Annotated in this window: 21 protein-coding genes and 1 CRISPR repeat array; of the genes, 4 read left to right on the top strand and 17 right to left on the bottom strand. The window is 52.1% G+C overall.

Going from position 1 to position 24,994, the window contains the following annotated elements:
• Positions 1-222: 222 nt before the first annotated feature.
• The 10 genes from QZL66_RS06830 to QZL66_RS06785 all read right to left on the bottom strand — a co-directional run bounded on the left by QZL66_RS06830 (position 223) and on the right by QZL66_RS06785 (position 12,540).
• Complete coding sequence (locus QZL66_RS06830) at positions 223-390, bottom strand: hypothetical protein (RefSeq protein WP_022410990.1); 168 nt, start codon at positions 388-390, stop codon at positions 223-225.
• Positions 380-856: a hypothetical protein gene (locus tag QZL66_RS06825; protein WP_293601923.1), complete on the bottom strand. Its 477-nt coding sequence runs from the start codon at positions 854-856 to the stop codon at positions 380-382. The genes QZL66_RS06830 and QZL66_RS06825 overlap by 11 nt, the downstream gene beginning before the upstream one ends.
• A gap of 27 nt (positions 857-883) precedes the next feature.
• Positions 884-3,942: direct repeats of the CRISPR family, unit length 33 nt; unit sequence ATTTCAATCCACTCCCTCCGTGTGGAGGGAGAC.
• A gap of 182 nt (positions 3,943-4,124) precedes the next feature.
• The gene (gene cas2, locus QZL66_RS06820) at positions 4,125-4,415 is read right to left on the bottom strand and encodes a CRISPR-associated endonuclease Cas2 (RefSeq protein ID WP_022410986.1); all 291 of its coding nucleotides are present in this window, start codon (positions 4,413-4,415) and stop codon (positions 4,125-4,127) included.
• A gap of 4 nt (positions 4,416-4,419) precedes the next feature.
• Positions 4,420-5,448 (bottom strand): type I-C CRISPR-associated endonuclease Cas1c, encoded by a 1,029-nt coding sequence (gene cas1c, locus QZL66_RS06815; protein ID WP_022410985.1) that lies wholly within the window; start codon positions 5,446-5,448, stop codon positions 4,420-4,422.
• Between the two features lie 6 nt (positions 5,449-5,454).
• Entirely contained in the window at positions 5,455-6,117 is a 663-nt protein-coding gene (cas4, locus tag QZL66_RS06810; protein WP_022410984.1) for a CRISPR-associated protein Cas4, read from the bottom strand.
• A complete protein-coding gene (cas7c, locus tag QZL66_RS06805) occupies positions 6,114-6,974 on the bottom strand; it encodes a type I-C CRISPR-associated protein Cas7/Csd2 (RefSeq protein WP_293601931.1) in 861 nt (286 codons plus the stop codon). Before cas7c ends, cas4 begins: the two co-directional genes overlap by 4 nt.
• A complete protein-coding gene (gene cas8c / locus QZL66_RS06800; RefSeq protein WP_022410982.1) occupies positions 6,974-8,845 on the bottom strand; it encodes a type I-C CRISPR-associated protein Cas8c/Csd1 in 1,872 nt (623 codons plus the stop codon). Before cas8c ends, cas7c begins: the two co-directional genes overlap by 1 nt.
• On the bottom strand, positions 8,829-9,575 hold the full coding sequence (gene cas5c / locus QZL66_RS06795) for a type I-C CRISPR-associated protein Cas5c (protein WP_293601930.1): 747 nt from the start codon (positions 9,573-9,575) through the stop codon (positions 8,829-8,831). The genes cas8c and cas5c overlap by 17 nt, the downstream gene beginning before the upstream one ends.
• 131 nt (positions 9,576-9,706) lie before the next feature.
• Positions 9,707-12,115: a CRISPR-associated helicase Cas3' gene (gene cas3, locus QZL66_RS06790; protein WP_293601922.1), complete on the bottom strand. Its 2,409-nt coding sequence runs from the start codon at positions 12,113-12,115 to the stop codon at positions 9,707-9,709.
• A 224-nt stretch (positions 12,116-12,339) separates the two neighbouring features.
• Positions 12,340-12,540: a hypothetical protein gene (locus QZL66_RS06785; protein ID WP_022410979.1), complete on the bottom strand. Its 201-nt coding sequence runs from the start codon at positions 12,538-12,540 to the stop codon at positions 12,340-12,342.
• 28 nt (positions 12,541-12,568) lie between these two features.
• Between QZL66_RS06785 and QZL66_RS06780 the strand changes: the two genes are divergently transcribed.
• The 4 genes from QZL66_RS06780 (at position 12,569) to QZL66_RS06765 (ending at position 16,913) form a co-directional block, all read left to right on the top strand.
• Positions 12,569-12,838 (top strand): helix-turn-helix domain-containing protein, encoded by a 270-nt coding sequence (locus QZL66_RS06780; protein ID WP_022410978.1) that lies wholly within the window; start codon positions 12,569-12,571, stop codon positions 12,836-12,838.
• A gap of 183 nt (positions 12,839-13,021) precedes the next feature.
• Entirely contained in the window at positions 13,022-14,089 is a 1,068-nt protein-coding gene (locus QZL66_RS06775; RefSeq protein ID WP_022410977.1) for a CPBP family intramembrane glutamic endopeptidase, read from the top strand.
• A gap of 121 nt (positions 14,090-14,210) precedes the next feature.
• A complete protein-coding gene (locus QZL66_RS06770; RefSeq protein WP_022410976.1) occupies positions 14,211-14,765 on the top strand; it encodes a TetR-like C-terminal domain-containing protein in 555 nt (184 codons plus the stop codon).
• Between the two features lie 354 nt (positions 14,766-15,119).
• On the top strand, positions 15,120-16,913 hold the full coding sequence (locus tag QZL66_RS06765; RefSeq protein WP_022410975.1) for an oleate hydratase: 1,794 nt from the start codon (positions 15,120-15,122) through the stop codon (positions 16,911-16,913).
• A 167-nt stretch (positions 16,914-17,080) separates the two neighbouring features.
• Here the strand turns inward: QZL66_RS06765 and QZL66_RS06760 are convergent, their stop codons facing one another.
• The 7 genes from QZL66_RS06760 to QZL66_RS06725 form a co-directional block, all read right to left on the bottom strand.
• On the bottom strand, positions 17,081-18,187 hold the full coding sequence (locus QZL66_RS06760) for a hypothetical protein (RefSeq protein ID WP_293601921.1): 1,107 nt from the start codon (positions 18,185-18,187) through the stop codon (positions 17,081-17,083).
• Entirely contained in the window at positions 18,123-18,665 is a 543-nt protein-coding gene (locus QZL66_RS06755; protein ID WP_022410973.1) for a GNAT family N-acetyltransferase, read from the bottom strand. Before QZL66_RS06755 ends, QZL66_RS06760 begins: the two co-directional genes overlap by 65 nt.
• A complete protein-coding gene (locus QZL66_RS06750; RefSeq protein ID WP_293601920.1) occupies positions 18,665-19,513 on the bottom strand; it encodes a hypothetical protein in 849 nt (282 codons plus the stop codon). Before QZL66_RS06750 ends, QZL66_RS06755 begins: the two co-directional genes overlap by 1 nt.
• Positions 19,473-19,880, bottom strand: a complete 408-nt coding sequence (locus tag QZL66_RS06745) for a hypothetical protein (protein WP_022410971.1) — start codon at positions 19,878-19,880, stop codon at positions 19,473-19,475. The genes QZL66_RS06750 and QZL66_RS06745 overlap by 41 nt, the downstream gene beginning before the upstream one ends.
• Before the next feature lie 194 nt (positions 19,881-20,074).
• On the bottom strand, positions 20,075-20,383 hold the full coding sequence (locus QZL66_RS06740; RefSeq protein ID WP_293601919.1) for a hypothetical protein: 309 nt from the start codon (positions 20,381-20,383) through the stop codon (positions 20,075-20,077).
• A 138-nt stretch (positions 20,384-20,521) separates the two neighbouring features.
• A complete protein-coding gene (locus QZL66_RS06730; RefSeq protein WP_022410968.1) occupies positions 20,522-24,694 on the bottom strand; it encodes a protein kinase domain-containing protein in 4,173 nt (1,390 codons plus the stop codon).
• A gap of 42 nt (positions 24,695-24,736) precedes the next feature.
• Positions 24,737-24,994, bottom strand: a 258-nt coding sequence (locus tag QZL66_RS06725; protein ID WP_293601918.1) for a hypothetical protein, incomplete at its 5' end; no start/stop codon positions are given.

Below are 24,994 nucleotides of genomic sequence, written 5' to 3'. Positions count from 1 at the left end.
TAGGGAAAGGTGGTTTGAAGTGTGGCGGATGAAATGGACGGGATATGGTTTTGCCACCGCTTTCTTGCGTGAAAAGCGATGGCAAAGAGGAACTGTTTGAGGAATGACGAAACCCCAGAGGGCGACACCCCACGCCAGAGGGCAGTTTCAATCCACTCCCTCCGTGTGGAGGGAGACCTTCGGATGAGATGCTTTTTCTGTATAAGATTGCGGGAATAAACACTATCGATTCTCTTCAAAAAAGAAAAAAGGCTTTTCAGCAAGGCGGATTGTTTCCTTGTTGATTTCTTTCGCCTTTTTCACAATTTCCAGTGGTGTGCTTTTGGAAAAGGTTCGTGTTTTCCCTTTTCTCATATATTTACGCCATTCCATTGGATAATCAATCAGCATTTTCATTTCCTCCTTTGTGCAGTAAAGCCGCCACAACATCACGGGACATTTTTCTCGGCTTTTTGCTGCAATATTCTGCCACGCATTCTGCGATAAATTCGCCGAGCGATTCATCATCTACAAGACCGTAAATGGACAGTGCTTCCTTTTTCAATTCCATTATAGCATCTTCGTCTAGCCCTGTCAAGCTTTCAAAAAAATCGTTTCGGATGTCACGGACTTTTTTAAGTCTTTCATCATAATCCGGAACAGTATCTTTCAAATGCTTTTGCAATGCATGACCAAGCTCGTGGCGGAAAGCGTGATATGGGGAGGAGCTTGACCATTTCCCCGCTTTTTTCATTTCGGCAGCAACTTTTGAAATTGTATTTTTCCCATCTTTGCCACCTGCGCCATAAATTGAGATTACGCCGTTGTTGGCATTGTAAGTACCCCAAATTCCGTTGCTTTTATATGGTTCTATCAAAACACTTCTTACACTGGGCGCTTTTCCATTTCAATCCACTCCCTCCGTGTGGAGGGAGACCAATCCGGACGGCACAGTCACCAAGGTCAACATATTTCAATCCACTCCCTCCGTGTGGAGGGAGACACCCTAAAAAAGCGTAAGAGTGTAAGAGTAGTATTTCAATCCACTCCCTCCGTGTGGAGGGAGACTCAATGGTACAAAACCCATTGACACACGGCGCAATTTCAATCCACTCCCTCCATGTGGAGGGAGACGATATTGGTCTACATGGCTTGGTTATAACAAGGGTAATTTCAATCCACTCCCTCCATGTGGAGGGAGACGTCTGTATTTTTACAACTATTCTGTAGAAAACGGCATTTCAATCCACTCCCTCCATGTGGAGGGAGACATCATAACTTAAATACGTATTGAAGCTTGTCTCATATTTCAATCCACTCCCTCCATGTGGAGGGAGACGCCATCGATGCTTTAAGTTTTGCAACCTATGCAATTTCAATCCACTCCCTCCATGTGGAGGGAGACGGAATCAATCTGAAAGCCATGCAGGACAGTTTGCATTTCAATCCACTCCCTCCATGTGGAGGGAGACCTTCTGATTTGGTGGCAACGATTGCCACCATGAAATTTCAATCCACTCCCTCCATGTGGAGGGAGACTTTCGATCAGCGTGTACTTTTCGCCTGCGATCAATTTCAATCCACTCCCTCCGTGTGGAGGGAGACAACGCATGGCTCCGGCTGTCAGAGACCATGCGCTATTTCAATCCACTCCCTCCGTGTGGAGGGAGACCGTATCTGTGTACTTGGGAGCTGCAACTGGGAATGATTTCAATCCACTCCCTCCGTGTGGAGGGAGACAGAATCGGAGTTAAAATGCCGCTTGTTGTTGATATTTCAATCCACTCCCTCCGTGTGGAGGGAGACTGCATACATGGTGCATGAAGAGCGATATGATCTCATTTCAATCCACTCCCTCCGTGTGGAGGGAGACCGTCGATGGCGTCAAAAATGCCTGGAAATTTGCGCATTTCAATCCACTCCCTCCGTGTGGAGGGAGACCGCCACTCAACTCAAATCAGAGCGAGAGCAGCGCATTTCAATCCACTCCCTCCGTGTGGAGGGAGACCAAAAGCACTTATTGGATAATACACTGGTCATGATTTCAATCCACTCCCTCCGTGTGGAGGGAGACCCGGATGCGTCCGGCAAGAGCGGCATCCAATCATTTCAATCCACTCCCTCCGTGTGGAGGGAGACGTTTCCCGACTTGTCACCCAAAGTGCCAATTTCCAATTTCAATCCACTCCCTCCGTGTGGAGGGAGACCACACTGGCAAAAGATGTGACATTCACCGTCAGCATTTCAATCCACTCCCTCCGTGTGGAGGGAGACTCCACATGGGTGATGGTGTTGTCCAGATTCACATGATTTCAATCCACTCCCTCCGTGTGGAGGGAGACTACGAGGAACTGAAACGACAGCCGGAGGACATCGATTTCAATCCACTCCCTCCGTGTGGAGGGAGACGGTAAGAGATACCTTGGTGGTCAGGTCGGTCATGGTATTTCAATCCACTCCCTCCGTGTGGAGGGAGACGAGCAGTCCTCGACATTTTCAATAACCTAATGTCGATTTCAATCCACTCCCTCCGTGTGGAGGGAGACCTGATGTGTACAGAGGTCGGTGCGTCTACCAAACCGCTTCCAATTTCAATCCACTCCCTCCGTGTGGAGGGAGACAGCCAGCACGCTACATATAAGCGGCAGTCCGATATTTCAATCCACTCCCTCCGTGTGGAGGGAGACGGTGGACGAGTCGTATTTTTCGGATGGTTACGTCATTTCAATCCACTCCCTCCGTGTGGAGGGAGACTCGCCACTTTTGCCGACCCGCTCCGCAGAGGAGCGATTTCAATCCACTCCCTCCGTGTGGAGGGAGACAGTAACTGCACGTTAGCGGGGTTGCTAAAGTCTCGATTTCAATCCACTCCCTCCGTGTGGAGGGAGACTCAGCATGCCGCACATTTCCGTCCAAACCGCTTCCGATTTCAATCCACTCCCTCCGTGTGGAGGGAGACGCGGCGGGAGCGGAGCCCGGAGCCAGCGAAGGCCATTTCAATCCACTCCCTCCGTGTGGAGGGAGACAACATAGTTATAACCTCCAGAGCGCGAGGGACAATTTCAATCCACTCCCTCCGTGTGGAGGGAGACGCAAGAGCGACACGCAAAGCGTGCCGCTCTCACCATTTCAATCCACTCCCTCCGTGTGGAGGGAGACTCCATCAATTCTGACTTCATAAGTTCTGCTTTCCGATTTCAATCCACTCCCTCCGTGTGGAGGGAGACGCCAACAGCAGTCTGCGCCATGGTCTTGACCGCCCATTTCAATCCACTCCCTCCGTGTGGAGGGAGACTTATGCTGCAAATTTTTCTGTCAGTTTGTTTTCATTTCAATCCACTCCCTCCGTGTGGAGGGAGACAGAGGCACGCCGGGCTTCTCTTTGATGGCAAAGGATTTCAATCCACTCCCTCCGTGTGGAGGGAGACCCATTTGACACATTGGCGCAAGTGTGCTATAATATTTCAATCCACTCCCTCCGTGTGGAGGGAGACTCCCGCCATCTATCCTGTTTGACGTATCCAACCATTTCAATCCACTCCCTCCGTGTGGAGGGAGACTGCTGTTGACCTAGCTCTTCAGATGGATAATATATTTCAATCCACTCCCTCCGTGTGGAGGGAGACAGGAACGACGACAAGTATCTTACACTGCTGTATTGATTTCAATCCACTCCCTCCGTGTGGAGGGAGACATCAGAAAACAACAATTGCCATCATCCATAGAAGCATTTCAATCCACTCCCTCCGTGTGGAGGGAGACGCGGGGAGGGCGAGACGGCGGGCGGGAGAGAGCCATTTCAATCCACTCCCTCCGTGTGGAGGGAGACTCATGGGCTTTTCCGGTCGATGTCCAGCTGTCCAATTTCAATCCACTCCCTCCGTGTGGAGGGAGACTCAATTACAACAGGGACTTTAAAGCCAAATTCCCATTTCAATCCACTCCCTCCGTGTGGAGGGAGACAGCAAAATTGCACAGCTTTCCGCTTAAAACTCAGCAGAGCAAATGCAATTTTGACAAAAAAGAACACAGATATACTTCTCCATGCCAGAAAAAATACTTTTTTTCTGATTTTTTCACGAAAAAGCGGGTGCGAATCCCTCCTACTTTTTTTGTGCGCTTAGGGTTCGCACCGGAGCGTTTTCTTAGAACAAAAGCGGTTCCTCCACATCGATGGTTTCCTTTGCGCCGATATGTTCCACTTTCGTCTGATACTGATTCCCCAGATAGTAGAACCGGAGGCTATCCTTCTCGGTATCGATGGCATCCGTCAGCCGCTGTTTGAGCAGGCGGCATTCCGCTGCATTCACGTGGCACTCAAACACAGAATTCTGCACTCTTGTCCCGACGTTCACACAAATCTTTGCCACTCGGCGCAATCGTTTCTGCCCCTCTTTACTCGTCGTATTGACATCATAGGTCACAACCACCAGCATGCAATCACTTCCATAAAAACGGCGGATAGGTGTCCAGATCGCCACGCAAATACCTCGCCAAAAGAAGCGCCTGCACATAGGGCAGCAATCCCCATTCCACCTTTTCCTCCAAAAACGGATGGCGAATCACGTCATCCTTTCGCTTCTGCCATGCCTGCAAAAAAGTGCGCCGTCCGTCATCGGTCATCAGCACTGCACCATCCTCCTGCTGTTCGAAGTCCTTCTTCTGAACCATACCACGATTGATTAGCGTCAGAACAAACCGGTCGCAGCACAGCGCACGGAATTCCTCCACCAGGTCCAGCGCCAGCGATGGCCGCCCCGGACGGTCCGTGTGCATCATTCCCACATAAGGATCCAGTCCCACGGATTCCAGCGCAGAGGTACACATGCTCGTCATCAGCGTATAGGCAAAGTTCAGCATCGCATTGACGCAATCCAGCGCCGGACGCCGATTTCTGCCGTGAAAGAAAAACGTATCCTTCTCCCGCAAAATCATCTCATCCAGTACCGAAAAATAAACCGTCGCAGCCTCGCCCTCAATGCCCCGCAGCGTGTCCATACTGTCTGCTTCCGCCGCAAGAGAAACTGCCTCTTTCAAGAGCAGCGACTTCTGCCGGAATCGTTCCGCATCAATTCTCGGTCCATGATCCCGAATCATACGCTCCAAAACCCACCGACTATTAAACAGTTTTGCAGCGATCATATTCCGTGCAATCTTCAAGCTGGCATCGGCATCATCCGCCGTCCGGTACTGTTGCCGGCGCAGGAGCACGTTTCCGTTGACAGTTCCCTGCACTCTCGCCAGAAACCGTCCGGAACTGGTCAGAAAGACCAGTTCCCGCCCGTCCTCCGCACACTTGCCCATGAGCGCCGGACTGGCACCTGTGTATCCAAATGTGATGATTCGCTCTAAGATGTGCAGCGGCACACGCTTTTGCCCCTCTTCCTGCTGAACAACAACATTTTCGCCGTCCAGCGAAAGATAGGAGTTCGGGTTGATGACATAAAGCGTATTCAACAGCTTTTTCAATTTGCATCACTCCATTGTCCCAAGCATGTCCTGCAAATATCCAGTCGCAGTTTTCTTTCCGCAGATCACCGGCAGACAGAGATCCTTCATGGAACACGCATTGCACGCCTTGGTACGTTTTCCCCTTGGGGTATGTCGCCGTGCATAGAGCGCATGCATCTCGGCTGCTGCGGATTCCACAGTTTGCCGCAGTTCTTCCGTCAGTTCCACCCGAAGCCGATGTCTGGTTTCGCCGTAGTACAGATAGCCCGCCGGTATTTCACAGCAGAGCATCTCCTCCAGACACATGGCCTGCGCCGTGAGTTGTGCCAGATCGCACAAATCCTCTTTGGGTGCGCCACGTTTGTACTCAATGGGTGTGACAGAAAACGTCCCCTCCTGTCCAAATATGGAAACACCCTTGGCGCTTCGGCGCAGCTCTACGGCATCGCACTCGCCGCTCAGTCCCAGACGTGCCGAGGAGATTTTCATCGCCCGCACAATGAGCAGATTCCCACGCTTTTCCCGCTTGTCACTGTCGTGGACATTGCGGTGCAGAATATCACCGTCTATGGTGCGGTAATTCTCGCTCCACTGCTGTTCCATATGAATCAGCGCCCACTGCCGCCGGCAAAACAGAAAGTGCTGGATGCCGGAAAGTTGCAGGTACTCCTCTTCTGCGTAGCTCATGCCATGTTGTCAATGATCTTAGGCTCCAGACCGTCCAGCGAATCCAGTGTCACCTTGTAATCGGCAAAAGAAACCGGCTTTTCCACGCCTTCTTTCAGTTCCACGTGCAGCGAACGGTGTACCTTTGCCGAGGAGTACTTGGGCATCTTGCAGTCATGCTTCCACCAGTAGAGCTGGCAAACTTCCATGGAGCCGTCAGGACGAGCCGAGGAGCAGTCATTTTCAAACAATGTCCGCAGCGCCTCCTTGATCTTCTCCGCATCCTCTTCCGTAAAGCCGGTCTTTTCTGCCAGCTGACAGTTGATGCTGCCCTTAATGACATAGAGCCCGAATTCCACCATATGCTTCGTGCCCATGGTGTCCGGAGATTTACTTAGTTCGGTGCCGTCTCCGTTTACGCTCTTTACGATTTTCATGCTAACGATATCCACCGGCGAAACGCTAAACGCTTGCTGTACTGTGACAGGACCACGAATTCCGATTGACATACCACCGCTAAAAGCAAATGTCTGTCCAAAACTGCGGACATCAATCCACTCTTTGCAAGCTGCCTCACTATATGCCTTGCGATCTGTTTTCTTTCCCTTGTTTAGTGGTTTCAAAACTTCATGATGATCTGCACGATCACGCAAACTCTTGTACTCATCCTGCTTGCGGTCATCCGACTGCACAAAAATCTTCTCGCCCATATCCTGCAGGCGATTCCGGATCTTTCGCTTGATGCAGACATCTGAAATCTCGCCATACCCATCGTAGTTTTCTCTGGGACGGTTGCCATTCAGCGGGTCGCCGTTGGGATTGGCGTTTGTGACGGTTACCAATACTGCAAAGTCAATTTTATGTTCCAAACACATGATTATTCTTCCTCCTTTTTCGTTTCTGCATTTTGATGATTATGGTTAAGATAAAACATCTCGTGATCGTACCCCAACAGATACAGCGGTCCCAGCGGTGCACCGCTGGAGAATACCTCCGGTGTCATCTTTTCACAAATCTTCTGAATTTCTTCTTGATAATCTCTCGAACTATTCACACTCAGCTTGTTGAAATAGGGAATCAGCCGTTCCCGCAGTGTTTTCCAAGTCCGGCAGGGACGAACAGAAAACGCATTCCAAAACCGCATGGCATTGGTCTCACGTTCTGTGCCCTTATCATAAGTGTCACGTTCCAGCTTGTCCGCCACTGCCAGAAGCCGTCCGAACAAATAGCTCCGGTCGTCACAATTTCTATCCAGTTCCATCGACGTCATTCCTTTCCCTCGTTCTAAGTTCTTCTTTCGAATCATTGCACAGGCAATTGCCAGCGCTCTTTGATGCTCATATTTTTTCGAGTTGCAATACGAATACGGATTGGATGCACGCAGCACCAAACGGCGCACCAGCTCCTGCGGCACTGCTCTCCCCTCCGTCACACACGGCAGCAATCGTACCATCTGACCATTCAACCATTTTTTGTTATCATTATCATTTTCACCGCCAAAAGCATAGGAAAGAATAACATACAGCGGGAACGAATCGATCACATCGTATTCCTTCACGCTATCATGCTGTTTCCATGCCACAGAACGATGCCAGTTTTCCAGATTCTTCAGAAACTGCGAACCCTCCAGCTCCGAATACATGGAAATGGAGAGCCGTCCGACAGTTGCCGCATCCAAGCCCATCACCATGACCTTGGCGTGAATGTCCAGCTGCTTCTGATAATGGAACACCATCTTCTGCACCAAGTCGGCATAAATCGGCTCTGTGGTGGGAAGCGGCTTCATTGCTTCGCAGTCGTCATCGTCGTCCTCATCCTCCCATGCATCCTCTAGCTGAGAAAATGCAGCGTCCACCTTGGGCATTGGCTGCATCGCACTCGCCCAAACAACAACTGTCAGATCACCGCAGGAAAAGCCATTGTTGAGCCGCACCAGCCATTTCAAAGCATTGTGAATCTTCTGGGAATACTCATAGCCAATGGAGAATGCTTCGTTCTTGGTGGAAAACCGTCCGAGGTAGCTAAACCCCCGCTTATCGTTGGCGGAGATCAGCTTGGCCATATCTTTGGAATCTCGAATTTTGGCAGGGTGTTTATAGGTGACAAGGCACTCCTCGCCTGTTGCATAACACATCTGCCGATTGTGCAGCAGACTGCGCTGGTATGCGATAAAGCACTTTTGCAGCGTCTCGTCCCGCCACGTACAGTTCTCACGCTCCAGATTTTTATAGTCCACTCGAAAGCGTAAAAACACGTCCTCCGGTGCAATGCCATTGATCTTTTCATCGGAAAGCTTTGTGCGATCCTCATTCTGTTTCAGCAGACCGCTGTTCACCAAATCGTGTATGATGCAGCCCTTCTGAACATACAGCAGAAGCGCATGCACCGACGGATGGGTATACTCGCTGGCATCCCAGGACGCCAGCTGTTCGACATAGGCCTTGTATTTGTCCTGGTTGGATTTTCCGGTATATGCACCGTAATCCCCGGCGATATAAGGAAGCTTCTCTGCGTATGGCATGGGATAAATACCATTGGCTCTTGCGCCGGAATCTTCTGTCACAGGAATCACAGTTTCGGAATCTTCTTTTTCAACCAGCTTTGCACTGGAAAATGTTCCGTCTTCCCGAATCGTGATTTCGATCTGCGCTTTTGCGGTGGAATGTGAAATGGGCAGCATTCGCTTTGAAAAATCTGTCCGGTCATGGAAATTTTCAAAGATCTGATACAGTTCATTCGCCCAGCTCATCTGCCTCACCTCCTGCGAACTCGTCCAGCCCGATGAAGTTGCCCTCATCTCTGCCGAACTTCTTGATTGCCATGGGTTTGATGTGACGTTTAAACGTGCACTCCTCCGGCGGAAGAAACTGGATCACGCCGTCCTGCATCACCGGCTTCCAGAACCGCACCGTCATCTGATCCTTGTCCTCCGGAAGCACTGCCTCGTCTGCATAGGTGATTCCGTGATACATAAAGCTGTACGGAATCTCCCCGCTGTTGTCATAGTAGCCCTCTCCGCTGCCAAAGACACACGGTTCTACGTAGCCCTGACATTCTCTGGTTCCCAGAAAGATGTCCCGTCTTCCGCCACGCTCCACCATACGCTTTGCAATGTTATGGTGCTTGTTCTCGTTGCGGTCGCACGCCAATTCGGGATGATTCTCATTCCATTCAAAGTGCGCCCGCACCTGATAGCTGACCTGGCGAAGATACGTGTAGTACGCCAGATCATTTCCGCCCTCTCCATATTTGAGGGGACGGATTCCCTTTCGTTCCGTCTGAATGCGGTTCATAATGCGAACCGCATCGATTTTCCATACAATGGTTGGCTTATAGTAAATGCTGTGTGTGATTCCTTTCAGTGCTTCATAGGTCGGGATGTCATAGGAACACTTCTCTCCGGATGCTCTGGTGAGCACGTCGGAAAATAAGGCATAATCTCCCCACACATGAAACTCAATGGTATTTCGATGAACCATTTTCTGAACCATGGACAACACCTCCTTTCACTTTCTTCTGCATTATATCATAATTCGACAAAAAAGTCAAGTAAAAATGACAAAATATAGCTATTTTCACGAATAATTTTTTCGACAAGATTCGACAAATCTCAGAGTCCGAGAAACTCGTGCGTACCGCCCTCGATCTGCAACCCAAGCGCCGCTGTATCATAGAACCGTTTTTCCAGCGCCAGTGCACCGCAGCGCAGCGGATACAGTCCGCCGGACTCCTCCAGCTTTTTCCGTTCTCCGGCATAGACGGAAATGGTGTACTGCTGCACCTGCCGCAAAAGCTGATGCATCTCTGCAAACGAGATATCCCCATTCAGCCGCAAGATCATTTCTTCCGCACTGTCATCATACGGCACGATCACGGTTTCCGCCGTGTCATCAATGACCTGAAACGCTGCGCCGGCTGTGGCAAACGCCTGCAGGGCATACTTGGAACAGGGGTACGGCTTCCGCACACGGGATCGGTCGGTGGAGAGAAGTTCCAGCAGAGTGACCTCCCCGTGCTTTCCCACCGGATACGAGAGTTTGTGATCTTTCTCAAAATCGTGGTGCAGCTTTCTGAAATAGGCGAACATCGCCTCCACTGAGAGCAGATCTGCAAAATTCCCGCTGTCCAGAATCGTTCTGGTGACGCTCTGTGCCAGAGAGATCTCCGCCAGACTGCCCAGCTTCTCCTCAGACAGTTCCAGCAGGTACACCGGTGCCAGCTGCTTCAGTTCCCCGTTTCGGTTGCAGCGACCGGCTGCCTGTGCTGCATTGGAAAGCCCCGCCATGGAGCGCACCACGCAGCCAAAGGAGACATCTACGCCGGCTTCGATCAGCTGCGTGGTCACACAAAGAATCGGCCGATGCTGTTTCAGCGCCTTGCGCATCTGCTCGATGACCTTGTTGCGGTGCGCCGGACACATATGGGTACTCAAATGGATCAGCTGCATGGGCTGCCCCGACTGCTCCTGTTCCATCTGCAATCGCTGAAACAGCTCCTGCGCCGATGCCTTGGTGTTGACCACGACCAGCAGGCTCTGATGCTCCAAGAACTTCTCCCAGCAGAATTCCGCTGCTGCATCGTAAGAAAATGTTCCGGAAACCGGAATCAGCTCGGTTCGCCGGAGCACCTCGAAATCCTTTTGATATGCCCCGGTCATGCTGCTGTTCTCGTCCAGCAGCATCGGATATTCCGAGTTTTCCAGAAGAGGCTGTGTTGCAGAGCAGAGCACCACGGTACAGCCGCAGATTTTCGTCAGGAAATTCACCGCCAGATTCAGCAAATGCGTGCATTTCATGGGAATGGACTGCACCTCGTCCAAAATGATCACCGACCGGCAAAGGCGGTGCATCCGGCGCACCGAGGTGTTTTTCCCATCGAATAGCGCCTGCAAAAACTGCACCATGGTGGTTGCCAGCACCGGAACATCCCACTTCTCCGTGCGCAGTTCGTACGCCTGAAGTTCCTCCGCCGACTTTTTCTGTGCGAGCACATTGGAGTGGTGTTCCAAAAAGTTCTCGGCGCCGGCAATTTCCCGAATGTCCTTACTGTTCTGCTCCAGAATCGACATAAACGGCGCAACATAAACGATCTTCTCCATCTTGAATTTCCGGCACTCGTGAATCGCAAACCGCAGGGAGGACAGCGTTTTTCCGCCGCCAGTGGGCACGATAAGCCGGCATGCGCCAACCGGTTCCGCTGCACGGTCAGCAAACCGGAAACAGCGCTCCGAAATGTCCTGCCGTTGTTTCGAAACCGGATCCGTCCGATCGGCAAACTGCGCCAGCTTCTTCTCCAGATTCTGCGCCATCTGTTCCCAGAGCGGTTCTGTGTCAAAATGCTGTTCGGTCTGGCAATTGTGCATGAAGTCCGCCGTATCCACTCGGTCGGCATCCATGAGCACAGACTCCAGCAACCGCTCCAGCATCCCAAAGTAAAAGCACTTGGTTTCAAAGGCGTGGCTGTCCGGCTTTCCGTCCTGCCCTTTGGGCGGCAGGATCGCCTTGATCTTCTCCACAACCGCCGTGTACTCCGCAATGACACACTGCATCAGATCTTTCAGCGATTCTGTGGTATTGCCCAGCTCCGCCAGCATGTCGGGAAGATTTTCGGAAATCTCCCCATATCGCTCCGTTTTTCCGGTGCGCCTGGTGAAATAATCCTCGCCCTCCTCCGTCAGCCAGTCGTGCAGACCGTGGTGCGATAAAATCACTCTCGCTGCCAGCCGTGACGGGTTCTTTCTCTTGGGGAAATTCTCATCGGAAAATGTGCAGAGATACTTGGCACCGGCGTAGCAGTGATCGATCTCGCCACGCCGGAAATTTCCCACGCCGTGAATATAGCGATTGAAGTCAGCGTTCAGCTTTCCGGCATCGTGAAACAGCCCCAGCAGTTTCCCGAAATTGCTCAGCGAAACGACTGCGCCATACCGCTCCGCCAGCGTCGCTACGCCTTTCGCATGTTCTGCCACCGACTGCTCTCTGCCGTCCGTCTCCCGAATGTGTGCTGCAATTTCCATCATCTGTTTCTCCTCTCATGTGAAATCCTTATGATTTGACTTTATCATACCACATTCGGCTCTTATATGTCAATATTTTCTATAAATCTTGAAAACATTTTAGAAACGAAAGATCGCCCGCAGAATTCAGAGGAATCCTGTGGGCGAAATGTGTTTTTGCTGAAAATCTTTTTTGGCTGGTAAACACTGCATACCAATAGAAGCGGTATTATATCCTATAATAAGTATCATGTACGATGGCATTCCTGCGGTGCATCCGGATGGCTTGCATCGCATGTGCCAGCATTTCGGCGGTATTCCTCAATCTCGGTGTAGCAGTCCTGACAATACCCCAGCTCCCCGTCCCAGCAAAGCTGTTCCCTCGGCACAATGCGCCCGCAGCTTTCACAGCGGCAGTTTCCCGCCGAATCTTCCCATACTCGTTTCATTCCGCACGACTCCCTTCGAGGTGATATTATGTTCAAACTCAAAACTACACTCGGCACCAACAACATCTGTGGTGCCAATCTCATCCGGCTCCGCCACGAAAGAGGCATCTCCCAGCGGCAGCTGGCGAAAAACATGCAGATCGCCGGATATGATGTGGATCACCACTTCATTCGCCGCATCGAAAACGGCGAGCGCTTCGTGACCGACATCGAGCTTGTGGCGCTGGCGAAGGTGCTACAGGTGGAGATCACCGACCTCATCGACCCCGCCATTCCTGTAGCCGTCCAAAAAGATTGACGGCGAGCGTCACGGTTTTCTCCTCTATTGTAGCATTTTTCCAAGACAGACGGCTGTCTGTTCAAAGAAACGTTACGTTTCTCCCGCTGGTTTTGTACAGTTTTTTTGAAGTGGAGGATTTCTTTTTCTGGTGATATGTGGTAAAATAGAAGCAAACCAATCTTACTTCAAAGGAGAAATACCATGGACAAGACTTCTACCCTCTCACTTTCCCAGCGAATTACCGGCGCACTCTGTGTGGCAATCGCCGCAATTCTCTGGCTGCTGTTTCAGATCCGCCTTTGGAACTCAGGAAACGCTTTCTTTTATGACAACGCGCAGCCCTTCATCGACCTCTTCGGCAAAGGGCGAATTGAGATGCTCAACAACATCACGCTGACGCGCTATCTGCCCACATTTCCGCCGGTGCTGCTGGCATACGGCTGTCTGGCGCTTCTGCCACGGCAGTACCCGTTCTCCGGAAGCAACACGAAAAAGTACTGGTGTCTGGCTGCGCTCATTGCCGCAATCCCCATTTTTTACGCCGTACTCTTCCAGCTGACAAGCGGCTATGTCATCCTTGGCATTGTTGCAGCAGAACTGCTCGGCATCCTGTTCGCCGTCTATCTTCCCTCCCTGTTGCGGAATCGGAAGCAGCTGTTTTCCAGACGTTCCATTGCCAAAGGGGCAGCAAGATATGGCATGTGCCTTGTGATTGTAGCACTCATGTCGTTGATATACGGCATGGCGCTGGGCATTCTGAATGCGGTGGAGAAAAATGCAGCGTCCGGGATCATTCACCAGTTTTCCGTTTCCAACACCACCGTCGGCGGTGTGGTCATCCTGGCAATTGCCGCACCGCTGGTGGAGGAACCCGCATTCCGTGGACTTATCTTCGGCATGTCCAAAAAGTTTGTCCCGGTCTGGGCTGCTGCCATTTTCAGCGCAGTGATCTTCGGAATCTGGCACCGGAATCTTCCGCAGTTCCTGGGAACGCTTCCCATGGGAGTGATCATGGCGTTTGTCTATCACCAGACGGGACGGCTGCGGTATGCCATGGTGTGCCACAGTCTCAGCAATCTGATCCTGGTGCTCGCCATCGTGCGAAGAGGCGTGCTGCCGTACATTCCATTCCTCCATCAGCTTCAGGAAACCATTGTCAATCGCCTGCCGCTTCCGGCGCTCGTGGTGTTCCTGACACTTGCTGCCGCTGGAATCGTGGGGATTCTCTGGAAGCTGATGCCCTTGGCGGCGGAGCGTTCCGGCGAGTGATCTGTGAACAAAAATGCAAAAATTTTATTTTCGTTTACAATTTAGCGGTGCGGCTGTGCTACAATAACAAAAGACACTGCATAAGAGCCTGATGCAGTGATTTTTGGAGGGAGAGAACGCCATGTCCCAAGTGACCAAACGAGCTTTAGAACAATCGCTGAAAAATCTGCTGCTGAAAAAACCGCTGACCAAGATCACCATTAGCGACATCACAGAGGACTGCGGCATCAACCGCATGACCTTCTACTATCATTTCAAGGACATTTACGATCTGGTGGAATGGGCGTGTCTGGAGGATGCCAAGCGTGCCCTCGATGAGAAAAAGACCTATGACACATGGCAGCAGGGGCTTCTGCAAATCTTTGAGGCAGTACAGGAAAACAAACCCTTTATCCTGAACGTCTACCGCTGTGTGCATCGGGAACAAGTGGAAAAGTACCTCCAGCCGCTGGTAGATCAGCTGATGCTGGATGTCATCCAGGAGGAGTCCGCCAGCATGGTGATTCGGGAGGAGGACAAACAGTTCATCGCCAAGATCTACGCCTACATTTTCATTGGCGTGATGCTGGACTGGATCAAAGACGATATGCGGGAAGCACCGCAGGAAATCGTTGCACGTCTGGTCAAGCTGCTCCGCGGTTCGGTCACCGCAGCTCTCCGGCGGTTCCGGCTCTAGAGCGCAGCTCCGGTTTATCAATCCGGCGCATTTGATAAAATTTTTGACACTTTCCCGCTCCGTGATAAAAATCTTATCACGGAGCTTTTTTTGCCTATTGTGAATCCTGAAAATTCGGATATAATAGAATTATCAGCAACAAACACCCAGAGTCAGCCGGCTCTTAGATTTTAGAACCTGTCTTCACAAGAAATATATGTGGATTTTCGAGCATAATTTTGTTGCAGACAAGGCAAAAATACACAGGCGGGCTGTCGCCCGGCAAGTATTTTTTGCGCAGTATGCAGCAAAATTTGCCGAAAAGACACTTGTATACGCTTGTGAAGACGGGTTCTTACACAAGGAGGCATCGTTATGTATTATTCCGCAGGAACTTATGAATCGTTTGCACACCCCGAAAAGCCGAAAGGTGTGGACAAGAAATCGGCGTATATCATTGGCACAGGACTTGCCGGTCTGACGGCAGCGTTCTATCTGGTTCGTGACGGTCAGATGAAAGGCGAGCATATCCATCTGCTGGAAAAGCTGGAGCTTGCCGGCGGAAGCTGCGACGGCCGCAAGGATGTCACCAAGGGCTTCTTTATGCGTGGCGGCAGAGAGATGGACAACCACTTTGAAGTCATGTGGGATACGTTCCGGGATGTCCCATCCCTTGAAACGCCCAATGTGTCCGTTCTTGACGAATACTACTGGCTCAACAAGCACGACCCCAACTATTCCCTATGCCGTGCCTCCATCGATCGGGGCAAGGACGCACACACCGATAAAAAATTCGAACTGGATCGGGATTCTGCGCTGGCGCTGTCCAAGCTGTTTCTGACACCGGAGAAGGATCTGGAGGACAAGAAGATTTCCGATGTGCTCCCCGATTCCTTCTGGCAGACAAATTTCTGGCTATACTGGCAGACCATGTTTGCTTTCCAGCGCTGGTCCAGCGCACTGGAAATGAAACGGTATCTGTGCCGCTATGTGCACCACATCGACGGTCTGCCGGACTTCAGTGCCCTGCGTTTCACCAAGTACAACCAGTACGAGAGCATGATTCTGCCGCTGGTAAAATATCTGGAAGCTCACGGCGTCCGCATCGAATACGGCATGGATGTGAGAAATGTCATCATCGAAACCGTTGGCAGCAAGAAAATTGCCAAGCAGATCATATACCGCAAGGACGGCAGAGAACAGACCATCGACTTGATCGAGGACGATCTGGTGTTTATCACCAACGGCTGCTGCACCGACACCTCCTGCTACGGCGACCAGACCCATGCGCCCGATCTGTCGCACCTGAAAAACGGCAGCGGGGAATCGTGGGATCTCTGGAAAGCGATTGCATCGCAGGCAAAGCACGGCGAATACGGCAAGCCGGAGGTATTTTGCAGCGACATCGACGCCACCAACTGGATGAGCGCCACCGTTGCCACTGCCAACGAAGAGATTATCCAGCACATCATCAACATCTGCAAGCGTGACCCCCGCACCGGCAAGGTCACAACCGGCGGTATCGTTACGGTCAAGGACAGCACAGAGAACTGGTATCTCTCATGGACCATCAACCGCCAGCCCCAGTTCAAATCGCAGGACAAGAACATGGTGTTGGTATGGCTGTACTCCCTGAACACCAACCGCCCCGGAAATTATGTGAAAAAGGCCATGCGGGACTGCACCGGCGAAGAAGTTTGCCAGGAATGGCTCTACCACATCGGTGTACCGGAGGAAAAGATCGCCTCTCTCGCCAGGGAGGCGTGCAACACGACCACCTGCTTCATGCCGTATATCAACGCCTTTTTCCAGCCGAGAAAAGAGTCGGACCGTCCCCGTGTCGTTCCTGAGGGCGCTGTCAACTTTGCCTTTATCGGACAGTTCGCCGAAACACCCCGTGACACCATCTTTACCACAGAATACTCCATGCGGACTGGCATGGAATCCGTCTACACCCTGCTGGACATCGACCGTGGCGTGCCGGAGGTTTGGGGCAGCAAGTACGATGTGCGGGAGCTGCTGCGTGCCTGCTACTACGCCATCGACAAGAAGCCCATCACCGATGAGAAGCTGTCCTTCATAGAAAAGAAGCTGCTCCGTATCGTTCTGCGAAAAGTCAAGGGAACGGATCTTGAAATTCTGCTGAAAGAGAGCGGATTGATCGAGTAACTCTTTTTTCCCGATATCGCCAAAAAGAGCCTGCTTGCGGCAATTGCACAAGCAGGCTCTCTCATAGTCACTTGAAATTCAAGAATCGCTCCTGTATAACTAGAAATGCGACTATCGCTGACATCAAAAACCGTTTCGAGGTTTTATTCCATCTCGAAACGGTTTTGTCACTTCGGCAAAAACAGCGATGCAGCATCCAGCATCCGCTCCCACAGCAGCAGTTCCTGCTGGTTGTACTGTTCCAGCTCCTCTTCCCCCAATTCGTTGTATGCCTCATAGCTGAGCAGCATGGGGAATGTATCCGGCATCAAAAACTGTATCTTTCGTTCCAGCGTCATGGGAATCTCCCAATCCGGCCGGCAGTTCAAGTAATACCACTCGCTCAGCGGTGAGAGCGCAGCAAAGCAATAGTCACAGAGCGCCATGTCTACCCCCTCCCCGTCCAGATAACTCTGCCGGAGGTGGTAGTATAATTCCAGATTGGACTGATATTGGTTGAAATTCTTGCCGTTGTCGTGGAGGATATTATACTCCTGATATTGTAACACCGCCTTGAAATTCGGCATGAAATACGCCCGTGTCTGCATCATGCCAGTTTTCCGTGCGAGCACGGCAAAGAGCAGATACGGTTTCACGGCTTTCAGCTGCACATTGCCGTTCAGACAGGCGAGCAGTGCGTACAGATTCTTCCGGTACACCGAATTTCCCACACTGCCGTATAAAAATGTGTGCTGAATGGTCAGGCGGTACAGCCAGTCCGCCTCCTCGCTGCAATCCAGCAGTTTCGGCTGCACCGGCTTTTTCAGGTAGGCTCGGAGATCGTGCAGCTTTTCCGCACACGCCTGCTGCTGCCGGAGGAACTCCGTCAGTTCCTGCACACACGCCTCCTGTTGAATTCCCTTGCGGACGTTCTGCTTTTCGTCAAACGTCTCTCTGCCGCTTTGCAGCAAGCCGTTGTCTGTTACCACGCAGAAATACAAATGCTGCAATTCCGGATTCTCCGGATGCTGATAGATCTGCGCCAGCAGATCCTCACAGGTTTCTGCAAGGGGCTGATACCGAATGTGATAGCGTGAAAGCAGCTTGCAGTAATTCTCCCAAAATGCACGCACACGCTTTCGTGCTTCGGAAAGTGTCAAATGATGCTGTTTCAGAAAAGCAGGCAGCGACACATACTGATCCGCCTGCGTTTCAAGATATCGATTGATCTCATCGTCCAATATATCCACAATGACTGCACCTCTCTGCTGTTCCTTGCACTCGTCTTTCTGCATGATTATAGCATATTTTCCTGAGAGATGCAACGGCTTCGCAGAATTTCCCTACTGACGAAAGCGATTCCGTCAGCTTCACATGTGTCTGTTCCAAGCCCTCACGCTGATAAAAGCGGTGGGCATTTTTTCGCTTCTGATTGCTGGTCACCTCGAACTGCACGCACTCGTTCCGCAGTGCCAGCGCTCTGGCCTCTCCCAGCAGCTCCGCTCCGATTTCCTTGGAGCGAACTTCATCACTGACGATCAGCTCCATGATCTCGGCGACCGTTCCGCAGTGGTGCAGCTGAAACTCCATGCGCAGATGGAGCAGCCCGACCACTTTTCCATCCACCTCCGCCACAAGCAGCACATGGGATGGTTCTTTCAACAGAGCATTCAGTCCCGCCGAAAACGGCTCCTGCGGAAATACGGTTTCCTCCAGCGCACAGATCAGCGTATAAATCGCCGGCGCATCTGTGCCATTTGCCTGTCGAATCATTAGCTTACACCCTCCAAAATGGCACGCACACCGCCTGGCTCTGCCAGATAGTCCCCCACATCCACGGAAACGCCCTCATATCTGCCGTGGAAGTCGCTTCCGCCAGTCAGGAATAACCCGTACTCCTCCGCATACCGCCGGATGATGGTATGATCTTTGGCGTGATTGGCGTGGTGGTTCAGTTCCAGTCCGTCCAGACCCTGTTTTGCCAGTTCCGGAATGATACAGAAATTCTGCTGCTGTCCGCTGTGCGCCAGCACAGCCAGACCGCCGGCGTCCTTGATGGCACGGAGCGCTTCCAGCGGTGAGGGATAGCGAATGTCGAAATCACAGATACCGCCGTGCTTGAGCACTGTCTGATAGAATGTGCCGAACATCTCCGGCGCTTTTCCACGCTGCACCAGACCGTCCATGATGTGCTGCTTGTAGATATACTTGCCGTCGGCACGGTGCAGCCTGTCCACATCAATGCCATAACCGTGCCGGTTCAGGATCTCGATCTGCCGGAGGGAGTTGGCGTGGCGTGCCTCCAATGTGGGATGCACCAGACATTCCGTCACCTCTGGTCTGGCAATGCTGTGTCCCAGCATATGCACCCGAAAACCGTTCTTGTAGTCGTATGCGGAAACTTCGATTCCCGCCAGCACAGCGCCGAAAATCGTGGACAAAATTCCCAGACAAAAGGTGACCAGAAGCTGGTACAGTACATTTTGGATGGTGTCGGTAGAGAGCTTCGGTTCCAGAAAGACGGTCTTCATGTTGTGCAGCGTCGCTGCGATTGCCTCGCCCAGCTGGATTTCCTTGCAGTCAAACGACCAGAATGCATAGACGGTCAGAAACAGCAGCACGCTCACCAGAATCTTCAGGACGACTGCACTCCGGTTGACTGCCCCGACCTTGATTTTTCCGTTCCTGCTCCGCTTGGCGTGAGTCTGTGCTGCACGCTGCGGCAGCAGCAATGACAGTGACCGCCACAGAGAGCAGCACGGTTTCCAGCAGCTTGTCCAGAATCTTCGGAAAGCGGCGAATCGCCAGCTCATCCGGAATCAGATTCTCCCCGATCCAGACAAACGCCTTGGGAAACGACAAAACACCCTCGGTCAAATGAAATTTTGTAATGGCGGAGGCAAAAAAGTAGATGCCAACCACTGCCGCAATGAGCAGCGTGTAGGTGAGCTTGCGCCTGCGAAATACAGCTTGAATTTGTGCGTTCATATGGCCTCTCCCTGCATATCCAGCATGAGATCCTGGGCATTGGACTGGTAGATCTCGTGAATTTTCTCCTGCGTCAGTTCCGACGGCGCACGCCGGCAATTTCCGCTGCCTTGGCGTACAGGGCACGAACCGCCTGTGCAGCGGACTGCTTTTCCACATCGGGATTCCATTTCACCAGAATATAGTGCAGCATTTTATGTTCCTCCGTTCTCATTTCGTTCCAGTGCATCCAGCACCTTATGATATACCACCTGATTGGGATAGCGTTTGTAATCGGCAAAAACCGAAATTCCCGTATGATAAAAATATTCCAGAATCGCAGCTGCACATCCGGCACTGCGGCTCTGCCCGTACTCGCACTGACAGAGGATGTCCATTCCCTGTGCGTGCGCCGTCAGAATGAATTTTGCCAGATCATCCGCCTCCGGAAAATACGCCTTGTAAGAAACGCCACGCCGTTCCAGAACATCCAGATCCAGATCATCCAGTTCACAATAGAACACGTGATTGCACACCCTGCTGTAATCCATACGGGTATATGCCTTGTCGATTTGCCTGGTGGCAGGGTCACAAAGAACATGAACCAGCCCCTGTCCACATCCGCCGGAATCTCCGCAGAGCAGTTGATGGAAAAGCTCCCATCACACAAAACTCCGCTGTACCGTTTCCTCCTCCAGCGCCTTATAGAAATACGCCTGCGTGGGATTGTGGCATTCGAGGAACAGACGGCTCAGGTTGCCGTAGACCTTGGCAAGTTCCCGTTCGTACCGCTTCCCCTGCAGCGAGGTACAGAGTTTCTCCAGACAGCGGTTTTCCTGTATCTGCATTTCCAGATCTCCGTCCTCCTCGTAAAAGGCGAGCAGACTCTGATGCACCATCACCATCTGTTCGGCGTACTGGCGCTCTTCTTTTTCGCTGGGAAGCGTAGGCGGTTCCTGCGCCTTTTGAAGCCACCGAAGCTGCGCTGCTCTGTCCGATTTCCGGTAATAATCGTGCGCAATATCGGTGCAGATCTCTATATGCTTCACCGGATCGTGCAGCTTCTGGCACACCTCGTACCGCTTCCTGGCGTACTCCAGTGCCGTGTCCACATCCTTCGAGAAATAACGTTCCAACTGAAGCAGCGCATTTTCGTGCACCGCAGCATCTCCGCTGAACTGCGCCACATCAGAACGCACTTGCTGAAGAATCTGTTCTCCACGAGGCGAATGGATTCTCTGGTAGTTCCGTGCGACGCTGAGCCGTTCTCTCACCATCTCATCAAAGGTGCACGATGCATCACCGCCCGGCTGTTCCATCTGGCTGAGCAGTTCATAGTCGATCTTCGAACGGAAATGTTCCAGGAAATAGGCAAAGTCGCAGTTCTCTACCTGCTGATACACCAGTTGGCGATAGCACGCCTTGGTTTCCGGCGGAATGTCCCTCTGCGTTTCCAGTGCAGACAGCATGGCAAGATACCACCGCATCGCTGCATCTGCCCGCTCGGTTCTCTGCCAGTATCTCGCCTGATAGAATCTGATCCAGAAGAAATCCTGCGCCGTTTCGCACTGTTCCAGCGCATCTGCGAATTTCTCATATTCCTGTGCCTCTACGAAATCCACATCCCGAAATCTGGCATACAGCTTCAGGAACCGTGCTGCTTTCTCTCCGGCGGTCTGATTCGTCCACTTGAGATACTGCCCCAGAAAAGACACGGCCTGTGAGATCGATATTTTCCGCAAATATCTCTGACACATGGAACGGCAAAATTCCGCCAGCTCATCGGATGATTGCATCAGACTGCATCCGTAGTACTTTTCCGCCTGGGTGAAAAACGTCTGCTCCGATTCTTCCGCCGTATGTCCCATTAGCTGGCTGGCAGCCAGATAGCCCAGAGAGAGCAGGTAATCTTCCGTCTGTCGGTTCAGCTCTTCGCTTTTGTCCTTTGCGTAGAACCGGACAGCCTCCTGCAAGGTGGCAGCTGCTTTCGGGTAATTCTTCATATGATAATATGTTTTCCCCAGCGAGAGCAAATTGGAGTAGCCCTCAATTTTCCCGTCATCCTGCACCAGACGCAGATGTCTCGTCCACCAGTGCGTTTCCCCGTACAGCTGTTCCATCTGGAAATGGAGGTAGGCATTCAGGGTGATGGATTCGTTCTGGTATTTTTGATACCACTTGTTTGCAATGGCAAGCGCATCGCAATACTGGTGCTCTATCCGCATGGCAGAGATCAGGTTGGCATCCTGCTCCTGCGGATCGCTGTCTACACGTTTCCCACCGATTCGAATGCCAATCTCGCCGATGTTTCGGTATTGCTCCGCCTTGACGGCATCTTCCACCGGACTGAAGCACTCGTTATAACAGCGGTACAGCTTTTCGGCAATGCGCTTTTTCTCGGTATCCTCGTGGCATTGTGAGAATGCCTTTTCCAGAAACTTCACCTGATACTGCGGGAACATGACGGATTTTTCCGAGTGGGCACATGTCATGTCCTCGTGGAAAAGCGTTTCGCACACTTCGGCGATCAGTTCGCAGTTCAAGGTCAGCCCGTATTCCGGCAGCTTCCGAAGTGCAGCCTCGCAAATCGCAGCGAACTGATCCATCAGCTGTTCCTTTTCCGTTGCCTCTTCGTCGTCAAACCACATCAGCCCGGAGAACCGCACTGCAATTGCTTTCAGCTGCAAAAAGTACGGAACTGCATCTGCTCCCATCACTGCGGAGAACATCTCCTCCGCCTTTTCCATCCACGGCTGCACCTGTTTTCTCGGCAGACGAGCCGCAATCGTCTGATACAGCAGAACAAGACTCCGGTTCGTTCCCTGGAGATGGGCAGCATAGTGGGTTGCCATAGCGAGAAGTGTCCGCCGGTTGTGGCTGTCGGCATTCAGCAGTGCCCCTGTCAGTTTTTCCGTAGGAAAGGAAAATTCCCCTGCCTGCGGCGGGTAATTGAAGAGCACTCTGTCCGCAATCAGCGGGTGCAAACGATAGCTCTCCTCACCGCCGGACTGAATCACGCCCAGCGCTTTCATTTTTTCCAGCGCAGAGGTACAATCTGCCTTGCACCACGTTTCCAGAAACGCACGGGACACCGATTTCAATGCCGTCAGGGCAAGGAATTTCAGCAAATACTTTTCTTCCGGCTGGAACGAAAAAACGGAGAACAGAATGTCCATGTGCATCTGGAGGGAATGATTTTCCGGCATCCAGTCCTTTACCTGTCTGACACGTTCCGTCCCCACATGCGCCGTGCGCATCTGCCGAAAGGCATCACACACCTCCGCCAGATTAGAGTGCTCATGTGTTGCTCCGTAATGGCAGCAGAACTTGCCGAGAAGCTCGGTCATCATGGTATGGCTGTTAATGGTATAGAGCAGCTCGTCCACGATGTTCTTTTCGTCCGCTGTACAGGGCAGCGTGTAATAGTGATAGAACAGCGTCTGCGCCTCCCGCAAACCGGAGAGCGAAAGTGTAATGTCACGGTATTTTTCCGCACTGCCTCTGGCGGTCATGATCAGATGGCACGGCAGAGAGAGCCAGTCCGCTTCCAGCTCTGCGTGCTCCATGCCGTCCAGATTGTCCAGAATCACCAGCGTTTTTTCGCTGCAAAGCTCCCGCAAAATCTTTAGTTTCTCTTTGGCAGACAGATTCTGGGAAACGCCGTCTATGGCGATGTCCTCCGCCATATCCGCAAAGGAACCGTGGTATTCCAGATACACAATGGTCTGGTACGCCTTTCTGGCAGCATCGGCATAGTGCAGCGCAAGGGAACTCTTTCCGATACCGCCGACGCCCTGCAAGATCACACGCCCACACTCCGAAAGCTTGCTGCGAATCGCCTCGGTCTCTGCGGCACGTCCGGTAAAGAACGTTGCCGGCGTGGTAAAATTGGAGATGATGCTCCGTGTCTTTTCCTTAGAGAGGGCACAGAGATTGTCCAGCGCCTGCCGAAATTCCGCATCGGAGGAAAACCGGCTGCGCACATTGACCGTGAGGGTGTGCTTGAAAAAATCCTGTAAAGCAGCCAGAAGCTCCGGATTCCGGCAATCGTTTAACCGGCTCTCCTCGAAGCGATACCGGCAGAAGCCGGAGATCTCCGTGGATTTCGGCAGCCGTCCGAACCCCCACGCAAAGAGCATGCAGCCAAAGGAAAAGAAGTCGGAGGAGATGCCGATCTGGCTGCGGTTGCCGCGCACCAGTTCCGGCGCTGCATACTCTTTGGAACAGGAGAGCACCTGCGCCGGATCGGTAACCTGTTCCAGCGGAATCATACTGTCGAAGTCAAACATGGACACGGCATACTTGCCATTGCCCTCCGAACGGCAAAAGAGGTTAGACGGCTTGAGATCCAGATACAGCCAGCCCTGTGCGTGATAGGCGCAGACGATTTCCGCTGCCTGCGACAAAACCGAGAGGAAGCCGTGGAGGGTGTCGAAATGAATGTGATCGAGAGATGTGCCGGAGAGCTTCTCCGAAAACTGAAAATAGAGGGAATCCCGATAGGAAAAGACGGTGCGCAGCATGGAGGTGGCATTGACCGTTTCGGCATGCTGTCCCACATTTTTTTGTAATGCCGCTGCATCCAGAAACCGCTTCAGCATTTCCTCCGACACCTGCACCTCGTCCCACCTGCAGGGCGACTCCGTGCCAAGGGGATGGAGCTGCTTCAGGACACCATCGTGGCGAATCCCGTATGCATCGGTATAAAACGCATTATAAGCAATGCAGCTTCCTCCGCATCCGATGACATCAGCCACCGAAAACGTGACTGCTTTTCCCGCATGATAATCCGTGATCTCCGTTCCAGCCGGAATCGGCAGACGATTGTCATTCATCGCGAATTCTCCTCTCCAAAAGCTTCGTTCGCAAACAGATTCTTAAACTTCAAATACCGGAAATCCATACTCCCCGTAGTCCTGCGGTGTGAGCAGCAGAAGGTCTGCCGGCAGCCGGAGCATCTGGCGGAACAGCGGATCGTTCTCAATGTCGCAGTTTTCCACAACCAGCAGCATCCCATCAGCGCACATGCCTCTCATGGCGGAAATTCGTGCGGCGGCAGACGATGCGCCAGAGTGGAGCGCAAACGCCTCCCCTTCCAGCATCGCCGAAAGTCCATTTTCTGCCGTTCCCTGCGC

The sequence above is a fragment of the Ruminococcus sp. CAG:330 genome, assembly GCF_000437175.1.
Lineage (GTDB): Bacteria > Bacillota > Clostridia > Oscillospirales > Ruminococcaceae > Ruminococcus_C.
This window is presented reverse-complemented; position numbering and strand designations above follow the sequence as displayed.